Below are 23,474 nucleotides of genomic sequence, written 5' to 3'. Positions count from 1 at the left end.
AGCGGCGCTTCAAGCGCCGCCTTTCGCCAATTGAGATCAGAACTTGTAGCTGAAGCCGACGCGCACGGCGTTTGTAGTCACATGGGTCGGGTATAGGAAGCTGCTATCGGTCGCCGGATTGTCGGTGAACTTGCCGAAGTCGCTATAGCGATACTCTACGCGCGTCGTCCAATTCGGTGCGAATGCATATTCGACGCCAGCGCCCAATGTCCAGCCAGCTTTCGTATGCGAAGAGCTGTCGCTCGTTCCGCCCTCGTCATAGTGGGTATCGAAATGAGCAACCGCCAAACCGCCTGTCGCGTAGAGCAGGGCTGGCCCCATCGCATAACCAAGGCGTGCGCGCAGGGAGCCTTGCACGTCGATCTTGGTTTTGATCGTGCCGGCAAATTCCGAGTCAACCGAACCGCTCATTCCCGAGGCTTCGATATCGGCTTCGGCGCCAAGAACGAATTGATCGTAAGCCTGATTGTAGCCGATATGAATACCGCCCAGGACCCCATCGCTGTTCCAGGAATCGGCCCAATCGGAAAAGCCACTGGCTATCGAAGAATCGTGACTGTCGACTTTTCCCCAGCCATGGCCAAGCTGGACACCGGCATAGAAGCCGCTCCACTCATAAGTCGCGGGAGCAGCAGGCGAAAGCGCGTCGGCGGCGAACGCACCGGCCGGGAACAAGGCGAGAATGGTCGAAGCAAGAAGAAAGGACTTCATCGAAGCACCCCAAAGCCAAGCCTAATTTATTCGGCTTTGGATGCGTTGCAAAGATAGGCAGGCACCTTGGAGATGTTTTCCTATCGGAAGTTGCAAAAAGACCACGCCTTGCGGTTTACTGGTCATTGCCTGTCAGCGCGAGCAACGGCGCGGCCGGCGCGTAGGATTCGTAGCCGTCGCCATCGGCAACGCCGAAGGTGACGATCGGATCGACGCCGTTCTCGCTGAAGGCGACCGAGCCGTCCGGCTGCTCCCTCCAGAATTTGACGCGCTCGATGCCAGGCATCAGCTTGCGGCAGTTCGGGGCGACGGAAAGCAACGACAGGCCCTCCGAGACTTCGGCGCCGCGGTGGATGGCGCAGGCCGCTTCATCGCCATTGGCGATCAGCCGGTAAACGTTTGCCGGAGTGACTTCCGTGGCACCGATTTGGTCGTTGCCGCTAGGCAGGAACCGAGCGCCCCCGAACAACGCGACCGACGCCACCAAGCCAACGAACAGCTTCACCCTGTCTCTCCGCACATAACCAAGTATGCAGAATGATTCCAAAGGGTTAAGTGGGTGTTAACGGATGTGGCGACGTGCTTCAGGCTCGCGCCTTGACGTTGAGCGTCTCGGGCACGGGCGTCAGCGGCCGGCGCTCGGCGAACCAGGCGACGAGGTTGTCGACGCATAGATCGGCCATGGCGCGGCGGGTGTGATCCGACGCCGAGCCGACATGCGGCAGAAGCGAGGTGTTGGGAGCATCGAGCAGGGCCTGCGGCACGTTCGGTTCGTCGGCAAAGACGTCGAGCCCGGCGGCCGCGATGGTGCCGCTCTCGAGGGCAGCGGCAAGTGCTGTCTCATCCACCGTCGAGCCGCGGCCGATGTTGACCAAGACGCCGTCCGTACCCAGCGCCGACAGGATCCCGGCATTGATCGCTTTCTCCGTGGCAGCGCCGCCCGGCGCAATGCAGATCAGCGTGTCGACGGCTTCGGCGAGGCCTTTCAGCGTGGCATGATATGCGTAAGGCAGGCCTTCGACCTTGCGGCGGTTGTGGTAAGCGATCGGCAGGCCGAAGGCTTCAAGGCGACGGGCGACGGCACGGCCGATGCGGCCCATGCCGAAAATGCCAATGCTGCGGCCGCGCAAGGTAAGCCGGCTCAGGCGATAATTGCCCTTCTCCACCCAGTCGCCGTCGCGCAGCCATTTCTCGGCGGCGTAGAGCTCGCGCACGGTATTGATCAAAAGGCCGATGGCGGTGTCGGCGACCTCCTCGGTCAAGACGTCGGGCGTGTTGGTGACCATGACGCCGCGCTTCGCCGCGTGACCGGCGTCGACAGAATCATAGCCGACGCCGAAGCTGGCGATGATCTCAAGATTGGGCAGCGCATCGATCATCGCCGCGTCGATGCCTGCATAGGAGGCGATGCCGCGCACCGTGGCGCGCATCTCGTCCGTGACCAAAGACGGATCGGCGCGTTCGATCCGCACAAGCTTGAACGCCTCGTCGATGCGGCCGAGGGCATGGCCGTTGAAATCGCCCGGCACCAGGATGGCGACCGGCAGTTTTCCTTCGGCCTTGCTCATGCACGCTCCACCGGCTTGCCGGTCGACTGCCGCACATGTAGTTCCGGCTTGATCAGCTCCTGCGATGGCCGCACCGCCTGCCCGTTCAATTTGTCGAGCAGGGCGCTGGCGGCGCGGCGGCCGACCTCGCGCTGGCCGTTCCAGACCGTGGTCAGGGCCGGTGTCGCGATTGCCGCCTCCTCGAGATCGTCATAGCCGGTGACCGAGATATCGACGCCCGGCACGAGGCCGGCGCGCGCGATGCCGTTCATCAACCCGATCGCGACCAGATCGTTCCAGCAGCAAGCCGCGGTGGGCCTGTCCTTCAGCGCCAGAAACTGCCCCGCGGCCTCGAAACCCGCCTGCTTGGTGCGCGGCCCGGGAATGCGCCAGGACGGCTTCACCTCCAGGCCAGCCGCCTCCATCGCGTTGAGATAGCCCTGGTAGCGGTCGCGGCCGGTCGAGGTCTGGTCGGTACCGCCGACCATGGCGATGCGCTTGTGGCCGAGCGAGATCAGATGATTGGTGGCAAGTGCGGTGCCATAGGCATCGTCGCCGCGGAACACCGGCACGTCGGCGCCGGCGACGGTGCGCGCGATCAGCACCGCCGGCAGGCCGTTTTCCTCGGCCATGATGATGTCCTCGGCCGGCGTGCCGATGGCCGGCGACATGATGACGCCGTCGGCGCCGAGCTGCAACAGCGTGTCGATGAAGGTGCGTTGCTTTTCGAGTTGGTCGTAGTGGTTTGACAGGATGAAGGTCTGGCGGCTGCGGTCGAGCTCGCTTTCGATCGAGCGCAGGATCTCGGCGAAGAACGGATTCATGATGTCGTGCACGACGACGCCGACGATGCCGGAGCGCGAGGTGCGCAGCGAGGCGGCGCGGCGGTTGTAGATATAGCCGATGGCGCGGGCGTGTTCCTTGATGCGCTCGCGCGTCGTGCCGGCGACCAGCGGGCTGTCGCGCAGCGCCAGCGATACCGTTGCCGTGGAGACGCCGAGCGCATCCGCGATCGTCGAAAGCTTGATCTTCTGTGCCAGTGCCCTTCGCTCCCCAGGGTCTTTAAATTTTTTAAATGCGGCGTTATGCCATCTGATCCGGAGCAAATCAAAGTTTTTTCGCCAGCGCCTCGGCCTCCGTGTCGAGCGAGGCGGAGTTGCGCACGCGAAGCCTGTGCTCGCGATGGATGATGTAGAGCCCGCTGGCAACGATGATGGCAGCACCCAGCAACGTCCAGCGATCGGGGAACTGGTGGAAGATCAGCAGTCCGGAAATGATCATCCACACCATCTGCGAATAAGGATAAGGCGCCAGCTGCGTCGTGGTCGCCAAGCGATAGGCCCGGACCAGCAAATAGTGGCCGCCGGCGCCGAAGACGCCGAGCATCAACAGGATGACCCAGTGCCAGCCATCCTGCGACAATGACAGCGAGAAAGGCAGCAGCGGCAGGAGCAGCACGGCCGGCGTCAGCGCCGAAAAGAGAATCAAGCTCTCCGAGGTCTCCGTCGACGACATGCGCCGCGTCATGATCACGTAAAAACTGTTCGACAGCATCGAGCCCAGCGCGAAGAGATGGCCGATGCCGAACACGCCGACGCCGGGCCGGGTGATGATCAAAACACCGACGAAGCCGGCAAGGATCGCCAGCCAGCGCCGCCAGCCGGCCCATTCGCCGAGCAGCGGGCCGGCAAGCGCGGTGATGACCATCGGGCCGAAGAAATAGATCGACGTGGTCTCGGCGAGCTGCAGCGTCCTGAGCGCCAGGATGTTGAACATGGTCGAGCCGAAAAGCATGCAGCCGCGCAGGATATGAGCCGGCAGGTTGTTGGCGCGAAAACGTGCCGGCTCGCGCCAGCCGCGCAAGAAGAGGCCGACCAGCAGCACATGGACGGTGAAGCGGGTCCAGGCGACGATCAGCGCCGAGACGCCGGCCAGCACCAGATATTTGCTGGAGGTGTCGAGAAAGGTGAAGCAGACATAGACGCAAAGCATCAGAAGCATCGCCGCGGGCGGCGTCGCGCTGTCGTCGTTGTTTTTGGAAATGGTCAAGGGCCGGCCGAAGGAAGATGGACGTTACCCTTCTGCGGCAATCGCCGCTTGCCAGCAAGCCGAAAGCGACTGGCCCAACAAGCGCTTCGGTCAGGCTTAGAGCGCATTGCTGTTCGCGATTTGGCCTGAACAGTTCGCGCGGTCGTCATTCTATGGCGGAGCAAGGAGCGAAGCGACGCGGCGCAGACCATAGAATCCATTCCGTGACTACGATGCTTTGCGACGGCGCAGAATTCTGCTCCGCCGCGCTCTTCGGCGAAGGTCACGGAATGGATCCTCGGGTCAAGCCCGAGGATGATGAAGCTGGGAGGCCGCGGCTAACCCCAAGCGTTCCAAATAGCCCTTCGGACGAAGGGACACGCCGCCCTTTCCGTCCGTTCAGGCATGCATGCGGGCACCCTTGGTGATCTTGTCGATGAGCTTCTTTTCGGCGCGCAAGGCGATGCCGACGATCTTGGCGTCGTCCGGGGTGAATTCCGCGAAGACGGCGCGGTTGGCGAGGTCGTGGCCGGTCGCGAACATCTCCTCGACATAGGCTGACGTCGTCACGCCACGCTCTAATGCCCGGCGATGGATCGTGCCCAGCGTCGCCGCATCGGCGGACAGGACGATGACCGGCTGGATCGACATCGGGTTGTAGAGGTTGCCGGCTCGGTCGCGATAGGGCTCGCCGATGATCTCGGGGAATTGCGCGACGATGCCGCTGGTCAGGAACGCGGTGACGTTGAGCTTCTGCCACACCGGCAGGTCCTCTCTCAGGACAATTGCAATTTTCGTATCGAACACCAAGATTGAGACTCCGAGATGGCCCGTGACGGGCGGGAAAGGCGATGGCGCAGGCTCTAGGCGAAGAAGCGAAAGAAGGTCTTGAACGTTCGTGCGCGGACGCAGCCAACGGCGATCGCATCGTTTCGGCGCCGGGCGGCTCGGGTCTCGAACGCATCGAGGCGCGCTTCCACGGCAACCCCTTCGAGCTGCATCGGCACGACACCTATGCCATCGGCGTGACGTTGAACGGCGTGCAGCGCTTCCATTATCGCGGCGCGCTGCGACACAGCCTGCCCGGCCAGGCGATCGTGCTGCACCCGGATGAATTGCACGATGGCGGCGCCGGAACGGAAGACGGCCTGCGCTACAGGATCCTGTATCTGGAGCCGTCCCTGCTGCTCGATTGCCTCGATGGCGAGCCGCTGCCTTTCGTCCGCGACGCCGTGGTCGACGATCCGTGCTTGCGCGACACGTTGTTGTCGGCGCTCGCACCGCTGGACGAGGCACTCGGCGACCTGTTCGTAGCGGATTTCGTCGCGCAACTGGCGCAACAGCTGAGACGCCACGCCGGAAAGCCGGCGAAATCAACGGGCAAGACCGCATGGCGCGTCGCCGCGCTTGCCCGCGACTATCTGGAGGAAAATGCCGAGCGGCCGGTGCGCTCCGATGAACTGGAGGCCGTTACAGGCCTCGACCGCTACGCGCTGTCGCGCCATTTTCGCGCCACCTATTCGACCAGCCCGCATCGCTTCCTGCTGATGCGGAGACTGCAAAGGGCGCGACGCATGATTGCCGAGGGAGAGTCGCTGGCGGAGATCGCCGCTGCCGCCGGTTTCAGCGACCAGAGCCATTTCAACCGGCATTTCAAGAAGGCGTTTGGATTGACGCCAGGACGCTGGGCGGCGCTGGTGAGCGACGCGTAAGCGCGACGCGCAGCGTCGTCGCGAAACCGCGAGATGTCCGGTGATGGCGTTCAGGCGCGATGCGCAGCATCGTCGCCCAGGCGCGATGCGCAGCATCGTCGCCCTTTCCGCTAAGCCGCCGATGCATGGGTGTGCGTGAAGCGACGACGCTTACGCGTCGCGCTTATAATGCCGACGCCGGTGCGTGGAGCGACGATGCTGCGCATCGCGCTCGAGACGACGCTTCGCGTCGCTCGTTAATGGGAACGTCTCGCGGTTAAGCGATGACGCTGCGCGTCACGCTCACAATGCCAACACGGTGCGTGGAGCGACGATGCTGCGCATCGCGCTTATTCATCCAGCTCCGCGTCGTCGTCCATGAGCACCAAGTCTTCGTTCGACAGGTTCGCCTCGATGCGGGCGAGCAGCTTGAACAGCGCTTTCTGGTCCTTCTTGTCGAGGCCCTTCAGCGCCTGCTTCTCGGTCTTCTTGACCGACTTCTCGATGGCGCGGATGGTTTCGCGGCCGGACTCGGTGAGGAAGATGTGGGCCTGGCGGGCGTCGGCGTTGGAGGCGCGCTTTTCCAGAAAACCCTGGGCCTGCAGCCGGTTGATGGTCTTGGTGATGGTCGGCGGGCGCACGCCGAGCCGGCCGGCGAGATTGCCTGGGGTCTGGCCGTCCTCGCGGTCGAGCGCCAGCATGATCTGGTCCTGGCCGGCATAGAAGCCGTGCGCCAGAAGCCGCGCAGCGAGCGCCGTGCGCGCCAGCCTTGCCGCCGAATGCAGCCGGCTCATTGTCGCTGTCTTGTCCGCCTTGGCCATGGTCGTTCCCTCTTCGGCCGAACCGGCGCGGGCAAGCATGGAGGCTGTCCGACGGCTGGCAAATGACGATTTAAAGAGTCCGGCTTGCAGAACGCTTTGCCGGCAAGCATTGCGGTGCCCGCGCAGGTGATGCCAGATGTTTATTTCAGTTAGATGACAAACGACTTTTGCGCCGGCGAGATTCACAGCGGAGGCTGGCCAGAGCCATTGGACGCTCACGCGGCACCTCCGTTTGGCCTGCCTCGGCCGCCACCGATCGGTCCTCGGCGCCATCCCGGCTGAAGCGGCCGCTTGGCCCATCGGTTTGGCGCGTGCAAAAGCGCGGCACCCATCCTATATGAGGCCGACCACCCAAGATTTTCGAGGCCAAGATTTCGAGGCAAGCCATGAGCGATGCACAGACGCAAATCCCCGTAACCGTTCTCACCGGCTATCTCGGCGCGGGCAAGACGACGCTGCTCAACCGCATCCTGTCGGAGAACCACGGCAGGCGCTACGCCGTCATCGTCAACGAGTTCGGCGAGATCGGCATCGACAACGACCTGATCGTCGAATCCGACGAGGAAATCTACGAGATGAACAATGGCTGCGTGTGCTGCACGGTGCGCGGCGACCTGATCCGTGTCGTCGAAGGCCTGATGCGGCGACCCGGCCGCTTCGACGCCATCGTCGTCGAGACCACGGGCCTCGCCGACCCGGTGCCGGTGGCGCAGACCTTCTTCATGGACGACGACGTGCGCACCAAGACCAAGCTCGACGCGGTTGTGGCGCTGGTAGACGCCAAGCACCTGCCGCTGCGCCTGAAGGATTCCAAGGAGGCCGAGGACCAGATCGCCTTCGCCGACGTGGTGGTGCTGAACAAGACCGACCTCGTCACGACGGAGGAGCTCGAAAAGGTCGAAGCGACGATCCGCGCCATCAACCCGGCGGCCAGGATCCATCGCACGCAGCGCGCCGGCGTGGCGCTGGACGAAGTGCTCGACCGCGGCGCTTTCGACCTGTCGCGGGCGCTGGAGAACGATCCGCATTTCCTCGATGCGCACGATCACGACCATGATCATGATCACGATCATGACGGTCACGATCATCACCATCACGACCATGCTTCCGACATCCATGACGTGACGGTGAAGTCAGTGTCGCTGCGCGGCGGCGAGATGGACCCCAAGAAATTCTTCCCCTGGATCGAGAAAGTGACCCAGATGGAAGGACCGAACATCCTGCGGCTGAAGGGGATCATCGCGCTGAAGGGCGACGAGGACCGCTACGTGCTGCAGGGCGTGCACATGATCCTCGAGGGCGATCACCAGCGCGCCTGGAAGGACGGCGAGAAACACGAGAGCCGGCTGGTCTTCATCGGCCGCGATCTCGACGCCGAGCGGCTCAGGAAGAGTTTCGAGGCCTGTCAGGCGGCTTGATTTTCGCGCCCTCTTCCCTTCTCCCCTTGTGGGATCCGAAGGACGGGCGAGACCCGTGGCTCGCCCCGGGCGGTGGATCGGCGCGCAGCGCCGAGACGGTTGAGGGGTGTTCCAGCGGAGTGAGGACGACGGCGTTCCCTGGAACACCCCTCATCCGACCGAGCTTCGCTCGGCCGCCTTCTCCCACAAGGGGAGAAGGGAAGTCGCAATGCCTGCGCCCTTCCCTTATCGCAATCCGAAGCGGGTTGAGACCCTTAGCCCAACCGCTTATGGGGAAGGGCAGGAATCTCAAATGGATTAGCTCCTCATGCCCACAGTCGCCCCGCTTGATCTCGAAGGCCATTGCGTTGCCGCCGTGTTCCTCAACGACGTGCCGCATTTCGCTTTGGCCGATGGCGCGATCCACCGGTTGGACAATGGGCACAAGACGGTTCAGGCCAATGACGGTCTGCTTGCCACCTTCCACGACGCGGCCAACGACCGGCTGATCACCGGCGGCGAGGACGGAAAGGTGTTTGCCGTGAAGGCCGGCGGCGAGGTGGACGAGTTGGCCAGCGCCGGAAAAAAGTGGATCACCAGCGTCGCCTCGGGGCCGCAGGGCGCGATCGCCTATGCCTCGGGCAAGACCGCCTTCGTGCGTTTCGCCGACGGCAAGATCAAGGAATTTGCCCATCCACGTTCGGTGGAAGGGCTCGCTTTCTCGCCCAAGGGCATGCGTTTCGGCGTCGCCCGCTACAATGGCGCGACGCTGCATTTCCCGGCGGCCGAGGGCAAGCCGGTGGAGCTTGAGTGGGCCGGCGCCCATACCGGCATAACCTTTTCGCCGGATGGCGCCTTCCTCGTCACCACCATGCAGGAAAACGCGCTGCATGGCTGGAAGCTCGCCGACGGCAAGCACATGCGCATGAGCGGCTATCCCGGCAAGGTGAAAAGCCTGTCCTGGAGCGTCAAGGGCAAATGGCTGGCGAGTTCGGGCGCGCCGGCGGCGATCGTCTGGCCGTTCGCCAGCAAAGACGGACCGATGGGCAAGGCGCCGCTGGAGCTCGGCACGCGCGGCAACACCATGGTGACGTGCGTCGCCTGCCATCCGAGCCAGGACGTCACGGCCATCGGCTATGAGGACGGCATGGTGATCGCGGCGCGCTTCGCCGACGCCAAGGAAGTGCTGCTGCGCCGCCCCGGCAAGGGCGCCATCACCGCGATGATGTGGGACAAGGAAGAACGCCGCATCGTCTTCGGAAGCGCCGCCGGCGACTGCGGCGTAATCGATATCACAGGTTAGGGATTGGGCAGTAGGGATTAGGCAATAGGAAGAAGACACCTACTGCCTACTGCCTACTGCCTACTGCCTACTGCCTACTGCCTACTGCCTACTGCCTACTGCCTACTGCCTGAAGGGGGCTTCATGCATTCAATCGACGGGACTTCCATAGGCGGCATCGACATCGCCCGCGTCGCCGAGTTGCGCGAAGCGGAAGCGGCCGCCTTCCGTAAGGCACGGCCGAAATCCGAGGCGAAGCTCGGCAACGGCATCGCCGGCTTCCTCGGCGGCGTGCCGATGCACTGGATGAGCGACTGGCCGACGCCGTTCCCGATCCTGGTCGACGGCGCGAAAGGCGCCACCATCACCGACATCGACGGCAACAAGCTCGACGATTTCTGCCTTGGCGACACCGGCTCGATGCTCGGCCATTCGCCGCCGGCGGTCGCCCGCGCCATCCGCCGCCAGTCCGGGCGGGGGCTGACCTATATGCTGCCCAGCGAAGATGCGCTGGCGATCGGCCCGCTCCTGCAGCAGCGCTTCGGCTTGCCCTACTGGCAGATCGCCACCACCGCCACCGATGCCAACCGCTTCGCGCTGCGCGTCGCCCGCGCCGTGACCGGGCGCGAGAAGATCCTAGTCTTCAACGGCTGCTATCATGGCTCGGTCGACGAGACGATGGTGCGGCTGATCGACGGCAAGCCGGTGAACCGGCCGGGCTTGGCTGGCGAATTCCGCGACCTGACGCGGGCGACCAAGATCGTCGAGTTCAACGACATTGCCGCGCTCGAGGCAGCGCTGGCTGACCGTGACGTCGCCTGCGTCATCACCGAGCCGGTGCTGACCAATTCCTGCATGGTGCTGCCGGAACCCGGCTTTCACGACGCGCTGCGACGCCTGACCCGTGCGGCCGGCACGCTGCTTCTGATCGACGAGACGCACACGATTTCGACCGGCCTCGGCGGCTATACGCGCAAGCACGGGCTGGAGCCGGACCTGTTCGTGCTCGGCAAACCGGTGGCCGGCGGCGTGCCGGCGAGCATCTGGGGCATGAGCGAGGAGGTCGCCACCCGCTATGGCGCCTACAACCGGGTGAAGGAGCCCGGCTATTCCGGCATGGGCACGACGCTGTCTGCCAACCCGCTGCAATTCGCGGCGATGCGGGCCACGCTGGAAGAGGTGATGACCGAGGAGGCCTATGCCCATATGGACCGGCTGGCGCGCCGCCTCGACGCCGGGCTGACCGCCGTCATCGATCGAAACAAGCTGCCCTGGCATGTCGCGCGGGTCGGCGCCCGCGTCGAGTTCATCTGCGCGCCCGGACCGCTGCGAAACGGCGGCGCGGCTGAAAAGGCGCATGCGCCTGAGCTGGAAGCCGCAATCCATGTGGCGCTGGTCAATCGCGGCGTGCTGATCGCGCCGTTCCACAACATGATGCTGATCTCGCCGGCAACGACTTCAGCGCAAGTGAGCCGGCTGATCGCCGCCTTCGCCGCGGTTGCGGCGAGGCTTACGGCATGAGAAAAGCGGCGATGGACAATCCGAACGCCGTTACCACCTCTCCTTCCGGCTCGACGCCCGCCGAGGCGAAGGCCTTTCTCGACGCGCATCCCGAGATCGAGGCGTTCGACATCGTGCTGACCGACGCCAATGGCATCGGCCGCGGCAAGATCGTGCGCCGGCACGAGCTGATGGGCATTTTCGAGAATGGCCGGCATCTGCCGATCTCGATCCTCGGCCTCGACATCACCGGCGAGGACGTGCACGAAACCGGACTGGTGTGGGACACCGGCGACGGCGACCTCAGGGCATGGCCGATCCCCGGCACGCTGGCGCCGCTCTTCGGCACCAACCCGCCGCGTGGCCAGGTGCTGATGTCGATGCACCATCTCGACGGCCAGCCGATGACCTCCGACCCGCGGCTGGTGCTGGCAAGGCAGGTGGAACTGCTGGCGGCACGCGGCCTGCATCCGGCCGGCGCCTTCGAACTCGAATTTTTTCTCCTTGCCAACGAACGCGACGCGGACGGCAAGGTGCAAGCCGCCCGCGCGGTGCTCGACGGCCGCCGCTCGGCCAAGACCGAGGTCTATTCGGTCGATCATCTGCACGGCATGGAGCCGCTGTTTTCCGACATCTACGCGGCCGCCAAGGCGCAAGGCATTCCGGCCGAGACGGTGATCTCCGAATACGCCCCCGGCCAGTACGAGCTGACGCTCAACTACCGCAAGGACGTGATGCGGGCGGCCGACGACCTCGTCATGCTGAAGCGGCTGGTGCGGGCGCAGGCGCGCCGGCACGGCGTCACCGCATGCTTCATGGCCAAGCCGATCGAGGCCTATGCCGGCTCCGGCATGCATTTCCACGTCTCGCTGCAGGACGATGCCGGCCGCAACGTCTTCACCGAGGCAGCCGGCGAAAAATGGTCGCCAACACTGCTCAATGCGCTTGGCGGCCTCATCCACACCATGGCGGAATCGATGCTGGTGTTCGCGCCGCACGCCAATTCGTGGCGGCGTTTCGTCTCGCAGTCCTACGCGCCGGTGGCGCCGACATGGGGCGTCAACAACCGCTCGGTGGCGCTGCGCGTGCCGGCGGGCGACGCCAGGAACCGCCGCATCGAGCACCGGCCGTCCGGCGTCGACGCCAATCCCTACCTTGTCGCCGCAACGGTGCTGGCCGGCATCGTCAAAGGCCTGGATGAGGGTCTGGACCCCGGGCTCGAGACGACCGGGAATGGCTACGAGCAGGCACCGGAGAAGTCGACCATGCCGGCCGACTGGCGCGCCGCGATCGAGGCGGCCAGAGGCTCCGATTTCCTGAAATCGGCGCTCGGCCCCGATCTGCACCGGACCTTCGTGGCGATCAAGCAAGCGGAATATCTGCGTGTCGCCCGCACCGTCAGCGAGCTGGACTATCATCTCTACCTGCATGAGGTTTGAGCACAGGCCTGACCGGCGCGGCGATCACGTTTTGGCGACGGCAGGAGATGCCGAAGAAATATTGGCGGAACCTTCCCGTGGCCTCGCTCATTCCAGATTTGATAGCAGGAGCAGACAGAGCCGCGTCAGAGATGATCGACCGGATGCCAACCACCCCAGTACCGCACCATGCCAAGGTGAAGACCAAGCATTGGCCGACGCCCGAGCCGGCTGATGTGGTGGCGCCTGAAGCCGAAGACATTCCGGAGTTGCGCGAAGAGGCGAAAGGCTGCCGCCGCTGCCCGCTTTGGCATGACGCAACGCAGACCGTGTTCGGCGAAGGACCGGAAAGCGCGGACGTGGTCTTCGTCGGCGAACAGCCCGGCGATCAGGAGGATCTGGCCGGCAAGCCATTTGTCGGCCCGGCCGGCAGAATATTCGACAGCATCCTGGACGACGCCGAAATCGATCGCCGCAAGGTCTATGTGACCAATGCGGTCAAACACTTCAAATTCGAGCCGCGCGGCAAGAGGCGCATCCATTCGAAGCCCAATGCCGGCGAAATCCAGGCCTGCCGCTGGTGGCTGGACAAGGAGCTCGACCTCGTCAAGCCGAACCTCGTGGTGGCGCTCGGCGCGACGGCGGCGCAGTCGCTGCTCGGCAAGGCCGTGCCGATCACCAAGATGCGCGGCGATGTGATCGAGCGCGAGGATGGCTTGCGCGTGTTTGTGACCATCCACCCCTCCTTCATCCTGCGCATCCGCGAGCAGGAGGACAAGGCGGCGGCGCGGGACCGGTTTTTGCAGGATATGCGGAAGGTGAAGGGGCTGATGGGGGCTTAATCCGGACGGACCGCAAAGCAAGATCCGTAGCGTTTCTTCACGCCCCCCTCTGTCCTGCCGGACATCTCCCCCACTTGGGGGGAGATCGGCCGTCGCCGCTGCTTTCGCCAATCTCCTACGCCGCGCCAATCTCCAGCGTTGCAGGAGTAAGCGAGAGCGCGACGCTGCCAATCTCCCCCGTTGTGGGGGAGATGTCCGGCAGGACAGAGGGGGGCGCTGTCCCGCCGGCGTCTCAAAGCTTTTCCACCGCAGCAGAGCAAAGGAATTCAATATCTCCGCGACGGAGCTGCGCTCCTGCTTCGCCCTGGAATGACGACGTCAGCGCTTATTGCGCTACCGAACCAGAATCGCCCTCAGATCATTCACGTTGGTACCGGTCGGACCTGGCACGAACAGATCCCCAACCGCGTTGAAGGCCGTCCAGGCGTTGTTGCCGGCGAGCATCGCCTTGGCGTCGGCACCTGCCGCACGCATGCGCGAGACCGTCGAGCCGTCGGCGAAGGCGCCGGCATTGTTCTCGGAGCCGTCGATGCCGTCGGTGTCGGCGGCCAACGCATGTATGCCGTTCACGCCGTCGATGCCGATAGCGAAGGCGAGCAGGAATTCGGAGTTGCGGCCGCCCTTGCCTTTGGCGCGCAGCGTCACGGTCGTTTCGCCGCCGGACAGGATCAGCACCGGCTTCTTGAAGGGACGGTTGCGCGTCGCCACTTCGCGCGTGATCGCCGCGTGGACGCCGCCGACCTCGCGCGCCTCGCCTTCGATCGCATCCGACAGGATGACGGCATCGATGCCTTGCCGCTTCGCTTCGGCGGCAGCCGCTTCCAGCGAGACGCCGGCCGAGGCGGTCAGATGCACCTCGTTGCCGGCAAAGCGCGGATCGTCGGGACGCGGCGCGGCGGCGGCCGGCGACTGGATATGCGCCATCACCGAAACCGGCAGCTTCATGCCATAGGCGGCGATCGAGGCCAGCGCATCCGCGCGGTTGCCGGTGTCGGGAACGGTCGGTCCCGATGCGACCAGCGCCGGATTGTCGCCGGGAATGTCGGAAACGACCAGCGACACCACGCGCGCCGGATGAGCGACCGCGGCCAGGCGTCCGCCCTTGATGGTCGAGACATGCTTGCGGATGGTGTTCATCGCCGCGATCGGGGCTCCGGAGGCAAGCAGCGCCTCGTTGACGGCGATCTCATCGGCAAGCGTCAGCCCGGGAGCGGGCGATGGCAGCAGGGCCGAGCCGCCGCCGGAAATCAGCGCGACCACCAGATCGTCAGCGGTCAGGCCCCGAACTTTCTCCAGCAGCCGGCGCGATGCCTCGAGACCGGCGGCGTCCGGCACCGGATGCGCCGCCTCGATGATTTCGATACGCTCGCATCTGGCGCCGTAACCGTAGCGGGTGACGACAAGGCCATCGATGGGGCCGTCCCAGACCTTCTCGAAGGCTGCCGCCATCTGCGCCGAGCCTTTTCCCGCGCCTATGACGATGGTGCGGCCCTTCGGCTTCGCCGGCAAATGATTGCGGATCGTCTTTTCCGGATCGGCCGCGGCGACGGCGGCATTGAAGATCGACGTCAGAAAGGTTTTCGGGTCGGTCATTTTTCTTCCGGCGGCAGCGCGAGCCCGCTCGCATCGATGCCAAGATGAGCGCAGAGCGCATCGACGACGACGCCATGGTCCTCGCGCTCGGGCAGGCCCGAGACCGCGATGACGCCGATGACGCCGGCACCTTTCACCGTGACCGGAAAGCCGCCGCCGGCCAGCACATAGTCGGCGATGTCCAGGCCCTCACCGACCTTGAAAGTGCGGTCGGGCCGCTGCTGTTCCAGCACCAAGCGATAGGTGCTTCTCAGATAGCGCTTCACGACATTGATCTTGCGCCGCGCCCAATCGGGATTGGAGGCGTTGGAGCCAGGCATCGCGGCATAGAAGATCGGCCGGTCGAAGGTCCTGATGTCGACGATAACAGGCAGGTTTTCCTTCAGCGCCCGGTCCCTGATGGCAGAGCCGATCTTGAAAGCGACGGCCTCGTCGAAGGCCGGGAAAACCAGCGTGGCTTCCTGTTTCTTGATCAGAGCGATGTCGTCGGCGGTGGCCATATCTCTTTCTCCGAAAATCGACACCGTCGTTTGTACGACAACCTCTGCCCGGTCAAGCGTCCGTCGCGGAGGCCCCCTCATCCGGCCGCTTCGCGGCCACCTTCTTCCCGGTGGGGAGAAGAGGCTGGCGCCAGCGCCGGCTCGCTCCTCTCCCCTCGGGGAGAGGTCGGATTGCCCCGAATTGCCCTTCGCAATTCGGTTGGCAATCCGGGTGACGGGGTTCACGCCGTAATGGCGCTCTTCGCCGGCCGCCCCGCCACATAGACCTCGCGCACGGCGCGATCGTCGCCCAGCGTCTGCAGCAGGAAGAGCTCTTCGGCCAGCGTTTCCACCGTCTCCATCCTGAGCCGCATGCCCGGCGTGGCGTGGGCGTCGAGCACGACGATATCGGCATCGGTGCCTTCGTCCAGCGTGCCGACCTTGTCGGCCACCGAGAGCGCCTCGGCATTGCCGCGCGTCAGTTGCCAGAAAGATTGGAACGGGTTGAGCTTCTCGCCGTTCAAAGCGATCACCTTGTAGCCTTCGTCCATGGTGCGCAGCATCGAATAGTTGGTGCCGCCGCCGACATCGGTCGCGGCTGCGATCCTGAGCGGCTTCTCGCGCCGGCGATAGCGCTGGTAGTCGAACAGGCCGGAGCCCAGGAAAAGATTGGATGTCGGGCAGAATACCGCCACCGAACCCGACTGCGACAGCGCGTCTGCCTCGCGTTCCGACAGGTGGATGCAGTGGCCGAACAGGCTTTTCTTACCGAGCAGGCCGTAATGCTCATAGACGTCGGTGTAGTCGCGCGACCAGGGATAGAGCTCCTGGGTGAAGGCGATCTCGGCGTGGTTTTCCGACAGATGCGTCTGCATGTGGAAATCGGGATATTCGCGGCATAGCGCGCCGGCCATCTCCAGCTGCTCGGGCGAGGAGGTGATGGCAAAGCGCGGCGTGATGGCATAGAGCTGGCGGCCCTTGCCGTGCCATTCGGCGATGAGCGCCTTGGTATCGTCATAGCCGGTCTGGGGCGTGTCGAGCACGCCGTCGGGCGCATTGCGGTCCATCATCACCTTGCCGGCGATGTTGAGCATGTTGCGTTCATGCGACTCGGCGAAGAAGGCTTCGGCGGACGATCTGTGCACCGAGCAATAGGCGGCGACCGTCGTCGTGCCGTGGCGCAGCATTTCGTCGAGGAACAGCCGCGCGATGCGGCGTCCGTGCTGCGCGTTCTGGAACTTCGACTCTTCCGGAAAGGTGTATTTGTTCAGCCAGTCGAGCAGTTCGGCGCCATAGGAAGCGATGATCTGCATTTGCGGAAAATGCACATGCGCGTCGATGAAGCCGGGCAAGATGAGATGCGGACGATGGTCGATCGTCTCGACACCGGCACCCGCCTTCTTCAAGACCTCCGCATAGGAGCCGGCGGCAACGATCCTGCCGTTTTCGATCAGCAGACCGCCATCCTCCTCGTAACGCCAGGCGGAATGATCGTCTATCGTTTCGGGCCAACGCAGGAAGGACAGCGTGCGGCCGCGCAGAAGTTTCGATGTCATGCTCACTTTCCGGCGCCTTCGAACCAGGCGACCAGAAGGGCCCGTTCCTGGTCGGTTATTTGGCTGACATTGGCGGGCGGCATGGCATGCGCCCGGCCGGCCTGGATGTAGATCTCGCGCGCATGCTCGGCGATGCGCTCATCGGTGTCGAGCAGCACGCCCTTCGGCGCATGGTAGATGCCTTCATAGACCGGCTCCTCCGTATGGCACATGGAGCAGCGGCCAAGCACTGTGTCGCGCACGGCCGGGAAATGCGCCGAGGCGATGTAGACCTGCGCGGCGGCGGAGGCGGCGGAGGTCTTCGGCTCGCCGGTCAGCACCTTTGGCACGGTTGACAGCCAGATGATGATCACGAACAGCACGGCAGCACCCAGCCAGGTCCAGGTCGGGTTGCCCTTCCTTGCATGCACGGTGTTGAAATAGTGCCGGATCAGCACGCCGATGATGAACACCAGCGAGGCGATGATCCAGTTGAACTCAGTGCCGAAGGCCAGCGGGTAGTGGTTCGACAGCATCAGGAACAGGACCGGCAAGGTCAGGTAGTTGTTGTGCAGCGAGCGCTGCTTGGCGATCTTGCCGTATTTCGGGTCGGGCTTGCGGCCGGCGATCAGGTCGGCGACGACGATCTTCTGGTTGGGGATGATGACCATGAAGACATTGGCCGACATGATCGTGGCGGTGATGGCGCCGAGATGCAGGAAGGCGGCGCGGCCGGTGAAGAGGTGTGTAAGCCCCCAGGCGATGAACACCAGCACACAGTAGAGCACCAGCATCAGCCCGGTATCGCTTTTACCCAACGGTGAGCGGCAGAGCAGATCGTAGACGATCCAGCCGACACCGATGGTGGCGAGCGACAGAAGGATGCCGACCGGCACCGAGATGTTGAGCACGTTGGGGTCGATCAGGAAGAGATCGGCGCCGGCATAGTAGACCACGCAGAGCATGGCGAAGCCCGACAGCCAGGTGGCGTAGGATTCCCATTTGAACCAGGTGAGGTGTTCCGGCATCTCGGCCGGCGCCACCAGATATTTCTGGATATGGTAGAAGCCGCCGCCATGGACCTGCCATTCCTCGCCGAAGGCGCCGGCGGGCAGGCTGGGACGCTGGCGCAGGCCAAGGTCGAGGGCGACGAAATAGAAGGATGAGCCGATCCAGGCGATGCCAGTGATGACATGCAGCCAGCGGACCGCAAAACTCAGCCAGTCCCAGAAAATCGCGAAATCCGTCATCGAGTGGCCCCTGGGAACTCGTCCTTGCCGATGAGAGGGACTTTACGGGCTGGCGCGCAAACGAAAAGAGGCGAGGTGCGCGATGACTTTCAAAAAAAAATGGAAAATACTAGGGTTGCCTAAGGTGTGTGAGGATTCAGATCAGGCCGAGCCGAAAACGGCGGGTTTCGAGAACCGGAGCGGAGCGTACTTGAAGTACGTGAGCACCGGAAGCGCAGGAACCCGGCGTTTGCAGGCCGGCATCACCTGAATCTCCACACACCTTCGCGCAGCCGTCTAAGAGCCACGGAAGCCGCCGCATGGCCTATCTCGACAACATCGCCGTCTTCGTCCGTGTCGTCGAGCTCGGCAATCTGTCGGCGGCGGGGCGCGACATGCGCATTTCGCCGGCCGTCGCCTCCAACCGCATCAAGGAACTGGAGAAGCATCTTGGGGTCAGGCTGTTCAATCGCACGACAAGGCAGTTGATGCCGACCGAGCACGGCACGGTGTTCTACGCCGGCGCCAAGCAGGTGCTGGACGCGATCACCGAAGCGGAAGCCGCGGTCGCGGCACTTTCCGGCCAGCCGCGCGGCACCATCAGGGTCACGGCGCCGCTCGGCCTCGGCCGGCGGCTGATCGCGTCCGGCATTCCGGATTTCCACGACAAATACCCCGATATCGAGGTGCGGCTCAGGCTTTCCGACCACAATGTCGATATCATGAAGGAAGGCATCGACGTCGCCTTCCGGCTCGGCATCATCGAGGATTCAAGCCTCAGGATGCGCGGCATCATGGAATGCGAGCGCGTGCTGGTGGCGGCGCCGAAATATCTCGAAGCGCGCGGCGAACCGGCCGAGGCTCAGGAGCTGATCGGCAAGAAGCACGACTGCCTGATGCTGCGCTATGCCGGCGCGCGCGAATATGTCTGGACGCTGCAGACGCCGAGCGGACCGCACAAATTCGAGGTGCACGGCCCTTATGACACCGACGACGGCGACGTGCTGACCGGCTGGGCCTTGTCGGGGCGCGGCATCATCAACAAGCCTCGTTTCGAGGTCGAGCCATTCATCCGCGACCGGCGGCTGAAAGTGATCCTGCCCCAGGCGCCGCCGACGCCGGTGCAGTTCGCCGCCGTCTATCCGCACAAAAAGCTGCAGGATCCGAAGGTGCGGCTGTTGCTCGACTTCATGGCTGAGCGCTGCCAGCGGCTGATCAAGGATATCTTGGCCGGAAAGTAAGAGCTGGTAGCGCTGTGTCGCGATTGGCCGAAGCGTCCGTGACGTCGTCATCCACGGGCGGAGCGAAGCGACGCGACGCGACGCGACGCAGACCATAGGATCCATTCCGTGACTTTAATCGTAAGGTGCTGCGGAGCAGAATTCTGCACCATCGCAACGCTTCGACGTCACGGAATGGATTCTATGGTCTGCGTCGCGCCGCTTCGCTCCTTGCTCCTTGCTCCGCCATAGAATGACGATGCGAGAAGCGTTCAGGCCAATCGCCAAGGTATATGGCTGGCCGGCAAGTGACGGTCTGGTGGCCCACTCTATCCCGTTGCCTTGCGCGAAGGCGAGCCTAGGTTGGTAGCCAGAACGGCTGCCGATTTCTGGCAGCCGAATGGGCAGCACCATGCATCTGGCCATTTCGCTCAACATCGCCGCCACCGACGGACAGGACGTCCTGGACTTCGGCCAAATCAGCGCCTTCGTGCGCAAGACGGAAGCGGCGGGCGTCGACATGGTCATCATTTCCGACTCCGCCGATAAGCCGTCGAGCAGCCCGTTCGAAGCGACCACGCTGCTGGCCGCTTTGGCGACGGTGACCGACAAGATCGGGCTCGTCGCCGGCGCCTCGACGCTCGCGCATCAGCCCTACAACCTGGCGCGCCGCTTTGCCTCGCTCGACATCATCAGCCATGGCCGCATCGGCTGGAACGCCACGACGGCGCAGAACCCTCGCGAAGCTGCGAATTTCAGCCGGCCGGAAGGTTTCTCCGACGATGATTTTCGCCGCCGCGCCAGGGAGTTCATCGACATTGTGCGACTCTTGTGGATCGGTTGGGAACATGACGCCTTGTTGTTCGACAAGGCATCAGGCCGCTTCCACGATCCGGACAAGATGCACCCGGCGGACTTCACCGGTGAATTCTTCTCGGTGCGCGGGCCGCTCAATGTCGCACGCTCGCCCCAAGACGTGCCAGTGCTGGTGATGTCCGGCTTGGCAGGGACCGAGCTCGATTTCGCCAGCCGCCGCGCCGATGTCGTGCTGCTGGACAAGCTTGAACCGTCGGGCGCGAGAGCGACCTGCGATGAGATCAAGCGCAGGGCGCACGAGGCGGGGCGCGACCCGGTGACGATCAAGGTGCTGGCGATGGCCGATGCGGGGCCGGAACACGATGGCCGTGGTCTGGAGGATCTATGCCTCTCATCCGGCTGCGACGGTATCGTTCTGACTGTGCAGCCTCGGGCCGCCGCCCTGGAGGCTTTAGTCGAGCGATTGCTGCCGGATCTCAAGCGACACGGATTTGCCAAGGCAAAGCCGGGCAAGACGCTGCGCGATCGCCTTGGGTTGAGTGAGGACAGCAAGCCATGAGCGCGCGTCAGATGAAGCTCGGCCTGTTTTTGTGGGCGACCGGCCATCACATCGCCGCCTGGCGTCATCCGGATGCGCATGTGACGGCCGGTATCGACATCGACCATTACATCGCACTGGCGCAGACGGCCGAAGCGGCGAAGTTCGACATGGTGTTCTGCGAGGACGCCGCCGGCCTGCGCGAGGCCAATGTCAATATCGCCAGCCAGACCTCGCGCTCGATCGGCTTCGAGCCGATCAGCCTGCTTTCGGCGTTGGCCGCGCAGACCGAGCGCATCGGCCTCGTGTCCACGGCATCGACCAGCTACAACGAGCCCTACGGCTTGGCGCGCATGTTCGCCTCACTCGACAATCTGAGCGGCGGGCGGGCCGGCTGGAACCTCGTCACCTCGGCCAGTCCGATCGAGGCCGCGAATTTCGGCGCGACCGGTTTGCGGCCGCATGCCGACCGTTATGCGCGGGCGCGGGAATTCGCCACGGTGATCATCGGCTTGTGGAACCGGCGCGCGGCCGGCCATGACGGCGAGAGCTTTTCGGTGCGCGATCCGCTCGACATTCCGCCCTCGCCGCAAGGCGCGCCGGTGATGGTGCAGGCGGGCGCCTCCGACGACGGCAAGGATCTGGCCGCCCGGACCGCCGATGTCGTGTTCTCGGCGGCGCAGACTTTCGAGGACGCCAAAGCCTTCTATGACGACCTCAAAGGACGGCTCGCCGCCTATGGACGACAGCCGGACGATGTGAAGATCATGCCCGGCGTGGCGCCGATCGTGGCCGCGACGAAAGCCGAGGCGCAGGCCAAATACGATGCGTTGCAGGAATTGATCCCCGACGATGTCGGCGTGGCGCTGCTCTCCAGCTATCTCAGCATCTCCGATCTCGGCCGCTACCCGATCGATGGGCAGTTGCCCGAACTGCCGGAAAGCGAAGGCATGAAGAGCCGGCAAGCGTTGGTCATCGAGCAGGCTCGCCGCGACGGGCTATCGATCCGCGAGCTCGCGCGATATTTTGCCGGCGCGCGCGGTCATTGGCGCGTGGTCGGAACCGCCGAACAGATTGCCGACGAATTGCAGGCGCGCTTCGAAGGCGGCGCCGCCGACGGCTTCAACGTGATGCCGTCCTGGTTCCCGGGCGAGCTCGACGCCTTCGCGACGCTGGTTGTGCCGGAATTGCAGCGGCGCGGGCTGTTCCGCAGGGACTATGAAGGCCGCACGCTGCGCGAACATCTTGGTCTGAAGCGACCGATATAAGTTTGCTCAGTCCATCAGCCGGGCGGCTCCGGACACCCTGATCGAGCTGCCGGCGGTCGGCGGAATATCGGCGTGGAGGCGCGAGCGCATGCCCATGTCCTCGCCCTGGACGATGTCGATCGAGCCGCCATGCGGCCAGCCGAGGTCGCGCAGATAGCCGGCAAAGGCCGCGGTCGCGGCGCCTGTCGCCGGATCCTCATAGACGCCGCCGGAAGCGAAGGGATTGCGGGTGTGGAAGAGGCGCGGCGTCTCGGCATGGGCGAGCAGGATCGTGACCAGGCCTTCGCGCCGCATGAAGGACTGGCCTTGCTTCAGATCATAGACCATGGCGGCCAACGCCTCGCGCGACTTCAGCGCCAGCACGAGATGATCGGCGCCGCCATGGGCGAGCGCCGGCGGAATGGCGGGATCGAGATCGCCCGGCTCATAGCCGAACAAGGCGAGCGCCTCGCCGGCTAGTTCCGACGAAGCCGACCGGCTGCGCGTCGGCGGCGACTGCAAAGCGGCGGCAAAGTTGGCGCCATCGCGAAAGCCTTCGACGGTGATGTCGGCCTGGTTGAGGGTAAGCTTGAAGACGCCGTCGCCGAACTTTCCGACCAGCGCCGCGCCCAACGCGATCGTGGCATGGCCGCAGAACGGTACTTCCGATTCCGGCGAGAAATAGCGCACGCGCCAGCTTTCACCCTCGGGCGCGGCGAAGGCGGTTTCCGAGAAGCCGACTTCGGCAGCGACACGCTGCATCTCCATGACATCGGGCAAGGCTTCGCCAATCACCACGCCGGCCGGATTACCGCCGGTGTTCCCGTCCGAAAATGCCGCAATCCGCAAAACGTCCATGTCGCTCGCCCCATGATCAAAATTCGTATTCGTCAGGCGCGCAGAAAACACGGTTCAACCCCGTTTGGGAAACGACGAAAGCGACGAGCAGCTGTGAGTGCCAGTCATATCTCCCGGTATCCTCGGTGCTCTTGGTGACGGAACGAACTTGCTTCATCGCCGTTTGGCGATTGGCGGTGCGCAAGGCCGCCCCCCAGCCATCGATGCAGCGCGACAGGAGCCAACCATGGACGCCATCGTCACCAAGAACGACCTCAAATCCGATGCCAAGAAGGAATCGATCGACCTGCTCAACGCCAGGCTTGCCGACGCCATCGATCTGGCCCTGATCACAAAGCAGGCGCACTGGAACGTCAAAGGCCCGCAATTCATCGCCATCCATGAGATGCTCGATGAATTCCGCGAGGAGATCGACGGCCATGTCGACATCGTCGCCGAGCGCGCCGTCCAGCTCGGCGGCACCGCGCATGGCACCTCGCAGGACGTGTCGAAGGCGACGAGGCTAAAACCCTATCCGACCGACATCCACAAGACCAAGGATCACCTGGCGGCGTTGATCGACCGCTATGCCACGGCCGCCAAGCTGACCCGTGAAGCGATCGACGAGGCGGACGATGCCGGCGATCGCGATACGGCGGACATCTTCACCGCCTATTCGCGCTCGCTCGATAAATTGCTGTGGTTCCTCGAGGCGCACACGCAGGAAAAGGAATAAGCGGGAC

The 23,474-nt window shown here is 64.1% G+C and carries 22 protein-coding genes; 10 read left to right on the top strand and 12 right to left on the bottom strand.

All coding sequences use genetic code 11. The annotated features are described in order from the left end of the window. Positions 1-36: 36 nt before the first annotated feature. The 6 genes from FJ956_RS15740 to FJ956_RS15715 all read right to left on the bottom strand — a co-directional run bounded on the left by FJ956_RS15740 (position 37) and on the right by FJ956_RS15715 (position 5,093). Positions 37-711, bottom strand: a complete 675-nt coding sequence (locus tag FJ956_RS15740) for an outer membrane protein (protein ID WP_140684373.1) — start codon at positions 709-711, stop codon at positions 37-39. 115 nt (positions 712-826) lie between these two features. After that, positions 827-1,216 (bottom strand): hypothetical protein, encoded by a 390-nt coding sequence (locus FJ956_RS15735; protein ID WP_140684371.1) that lies wholly within the window; start codon positions 1,214-1,216, stop codon positions 827-829. 79 nt (positions 1,217-1,295) lie between these two features. Continuing rightward, positions 1,296-2,279: a 2-hydroxyacid dehydrogenase gene (locus FJ956_RS15730; protein ID WP_140684369.1), complete on the bottom strand. Its 984-nt coding sequence runs from the start codon at positions 2,277-2,279 to the stop codon at positions 1,296-1,298. Further along, a complete protein-coding gene (locus FJ956_RS15725; protein WP_140684407.1) occupies positions 2,276-3,298 on the bottom strand; it encodes a LacI family DNA-binding transcriptional regulator in 1,023 nt (340 codons plus the stop codon). The genes FJ956_RS15730 and FJ956_RS15725 overlap by 4 nt, the downstream gene beginning before the upstream one ends. Before the next feature lie 67 nt (positions 3,299-3,365). Further along, positions 3,366-4,250 carry a DMT family transporter gene (locus tag FJ956_RS15720; protein WP_181170387.1) on the bottom strand — a complete coding sequence of 295 codons (885 nt, stop codon included), beginning with the start codon at positions 4,248-4,250 and terminating at the stop codon, positions 3,366-3,368. Between the two features lie 435 nt (positions 4,251-4,685). Continuing rightward, a complete protein-coding gene (locus FJ956_RS15715; RefSeq protein WP_140684365.1) occupies positions 4,686-5,093 on the bottom strand; it encodes a DUF2000 family protein in 408 nt (135 codons plus the stop codon). 44 nt (positions 5,094-5,137) lie between these two features. On the opposite strand from FJ956_RS15715, the gene FJ956_RS15710 reads away from it, so the two are divergent. Next, positions 5,138-5,998: an AraC family transcriptional regulator gene (locus FJ956_RS15710; protein ID WP_140684363.1), complete on the top strand. Its 861-nt coding sequence runs from the start codon at positions 5,138-5,140 to the stop codon at positions 5,996-5,998. 329 nt (positions 5,999-6,327) lie between these two features. Here the strand turns inward: FJ956_RS15710 and FJ956_RS15705 are convergent, their stop codons facing one another. Further along, positions 6,328-6,798 carry a MarR family transcriptional regulator gene (locus FJ956_RS15705; RefSeq protein ID WP_140644703.1) on the bottom strand — a complete coding sequence of 157 codons (471 nt, stop codon included), beginning with the start codon at positions 6,796-6,798 and terminating at the stop codon, positions 6,328-6,330. 386 nt (positions 6,799-7,184) lie between these two features. On the opposite strand from FJ956_RS15705, the gene FJ956_RS15700 reads away from it, so the two are divergent. The 5 genes from FJ956_RS15700 to FJ956_RS15680 all read left to right on the top strand — a co-directional run bounded on the left by FJ956_RS15700 (position 7,185) and on the right by FJ956_RS15680 (position 13,237). Continuing rightward, positions 7,185-8,216: a GTP-binding protein gene (locus tag FJ956_RS15700; protein WP_140684361.1), complete on the top strand. Its 1,032-nt coding sequence runs from the start codon at positions 7,185-7,187 to the stop codon at positions 8,214-8,216. A gap of 307 nt (positions 8,217-8,523) precedes the next feature. Next, positions 8,524-9,498 (top strand): WD40 repeat domain-containing protein, encoded by a 975-nt coding sequence (locus tag FJ956_RS15695; RefSeq protein WP_140684360.1) that lies wholly within the window; start codon positions 8,524-8,526, stop codon positions 9,496-9,498. A gap of 123 nt (positions 9,499-9,621) precedes the next feature. Beyond that, on the top strand, positions 9,622-10,998 hold the full coding sequence (locus FJ956_RS15690; protein ID WP_140684920.1) for an aspartate aminotransferase family protein: 1,377 nt from the start codon (positions 9,622-9,624) through the stop codon (positions 10,996-10,998). Between the two features lie 11 nt (positions 10,999-11,009). Next, on the top strand, positions 11,010-12,416 hold the full coding sequence (locus FJ956_RS15685; RefSeq protein WP_140684921.1) for a glutamine synthetase family protein: 1,407 nt from the start codon (positions 11,010-11,012) through the stop codon (positions 12,414-12,416). Between the two features lie 47 nt (positions 12,417-12,463). Further along, a complete protein-coding gene (locus FJ956_RS15680) occupies positions 12,464-13,237 on the top strand; it encodes a UdgX family uracil-DNA binding protein (RefSeq protein ID WP_181170420.1) in 774 nt (257 codons plus the stop codon). A gap of 333 nt (positions 13,238-13,570) precedes the next feature. Here the strand turns inward: FJ956_RS15680 and FJ956_RS15670 are convergent, their stop codons facing one another. The 4 genes from FJ956_RS15670 to FJ956_RS15655 form a co-directional block, all read right to left on the bottom strand. Beyond that, entirely contained in the window at positions 13,571-14,830 is a 1,260-nt protein-coding gene (locus FJ956_RS15670; RefSeq protein ID WP_140684915.1) for a glycerate kinase, read from the bottom strand. Beyond that, positions 14,827-15,330: a heme-degrading domain-containing protein gene (locus tag FJ956_RS15665; RefSeq protein ID WP_140684916.1), complete on the bottom strand. Its 504-nt coding sequence runs from the start codon at positions 15,328-15,330 to the stop codon at positions 14,827-14,829. The genes FJ956_RS15670 and FJ956_RS15665 overlap by 4 nt, the downstream gene beginning before the upstream one ends. Positions 15,331-15,551: 221 nt before the next feature. Beyond that, complete coding sequence (guaD, locus tag FJ956_RS15660) at positions 15,552-16,865, bottom strand: guanine deaminase (protein WP_140684917.1); 1,314 nt, start codon at positions 16,863-16,865, stop codon at positions 15,552-15,554. 2 nt (positions 16,866-16,867) lie between these two features. Next, positions 16,868-18,094 carry a urate hydroxylase PuuD gene (locus FJ956_RS15655; protein WP_140684918.1) on the bottom strand — a complete coding sequence of 409 codons (1,227 nt, stop codon included), beginning with the start codon at positions 18,092-18,094 and terminating at the stop codon, positions 16,868-16,870. A gap of 299 nt (positions 18,095-18,393) precedes the next feature. Between FJ956_RS15655 and FJ956_RS15650 the strand changes: the two genes are divergently transcribed. The 3 genes from FJ956_RS15650 to FJ956_RS15640 all read left to right on the top strand — a co-directional run bounded on the left by FJ956_RS15650 (position 18,394) and on the right by FJ956_RS15640 (position 21,915). Continuing rightward, positions 18,394-19,314 carry a LysR family transcriptional regulator gene (locus FJ956_RS15650; protein WP_140684919.1) on the top strand — a complete coding sequence of 307 codons (921 nt, stop codon included), beginning with the start codon at positions 18,394-18,396 and terminating at the stop codon, positions 19,312-19,314. Positions 19,315-19,693: 379 nt separating this feature from the next. After that, the gene (locus tag FJ956_RS15645; protein ID WP_246681610.1) at positions 19,694-20,668 is read left to right on the top strand and encodes an LLM class flavin-dependent oxidoreductase; all 975 of its coding nucleotides are present in this window, start codon (positions 19,694-19,696) and stop codon (positions 20,666-20,668) included. After that, positions 20,665-21,915 carry an LLM class flavin-dependent oxidoreductase gene (locus FJ956_RS15640; RefSeq protein ID WP_140679020.1) on the top strand — a complete coding sequence of 417 codons (1,251 nt, stop codon included), beginning with the start codon at positions 20,665-20,667 and terminating at the stop codon, positions 21,913-21,915. The genes FJ956_RS15645 and FJ956_RS15640 overlap by 4 nt, the downstream gene beginning before the upstream one ends. 6 nt (positions 21,916-21,921) lie before the next feature. Here FJ956_RS15640 and FJ956_RS15635 read toward each other — a convergent pair whose 3' ends face one another. Next, positions 21,922-22,752: a PhzF family phenazine biosynthesis protein gene (locus FJ956_RS15635; RefSeq protein ID WP_140679022.1), complete on the bottom strand. Its 831-nt coding sequence runs from the start codon at positions 22,750-22,752 to the stop codon at positions 21,922-21,924. Positions 22,753-22,978: 226 nt separating this feature from the next. On the opposite strand from FJ956_RS15635, the gene dps reads away from it, so the two are divergent. Next, positions 22,979-23,467, top strand: a complete 489-nt coding sequence (gene dps, locus FJ956_RS15630) for a DNA starvation/stationary phase protection protein Dps (RefSeq protein WP_140679024.1) — start codon at positions 22,979-22,981, stop codon at positions 23,465-23,467. Positions 23,468-23,474 lie beyond the last annotated feature (7 nt).

The sequence above is a fragment of the Mesorhizobium sp. B2-4-3 genome (assembly GCF_006442815.1).
Lineage (GTDB): Bacteria > Pseudomonadota > Alphaproteobacteria > Rhizobiales > Rhizobiaceae > Mesorhizobium.
This window is presented reverse-complemented; position numbering and strand designations above follow the sequence as displayed.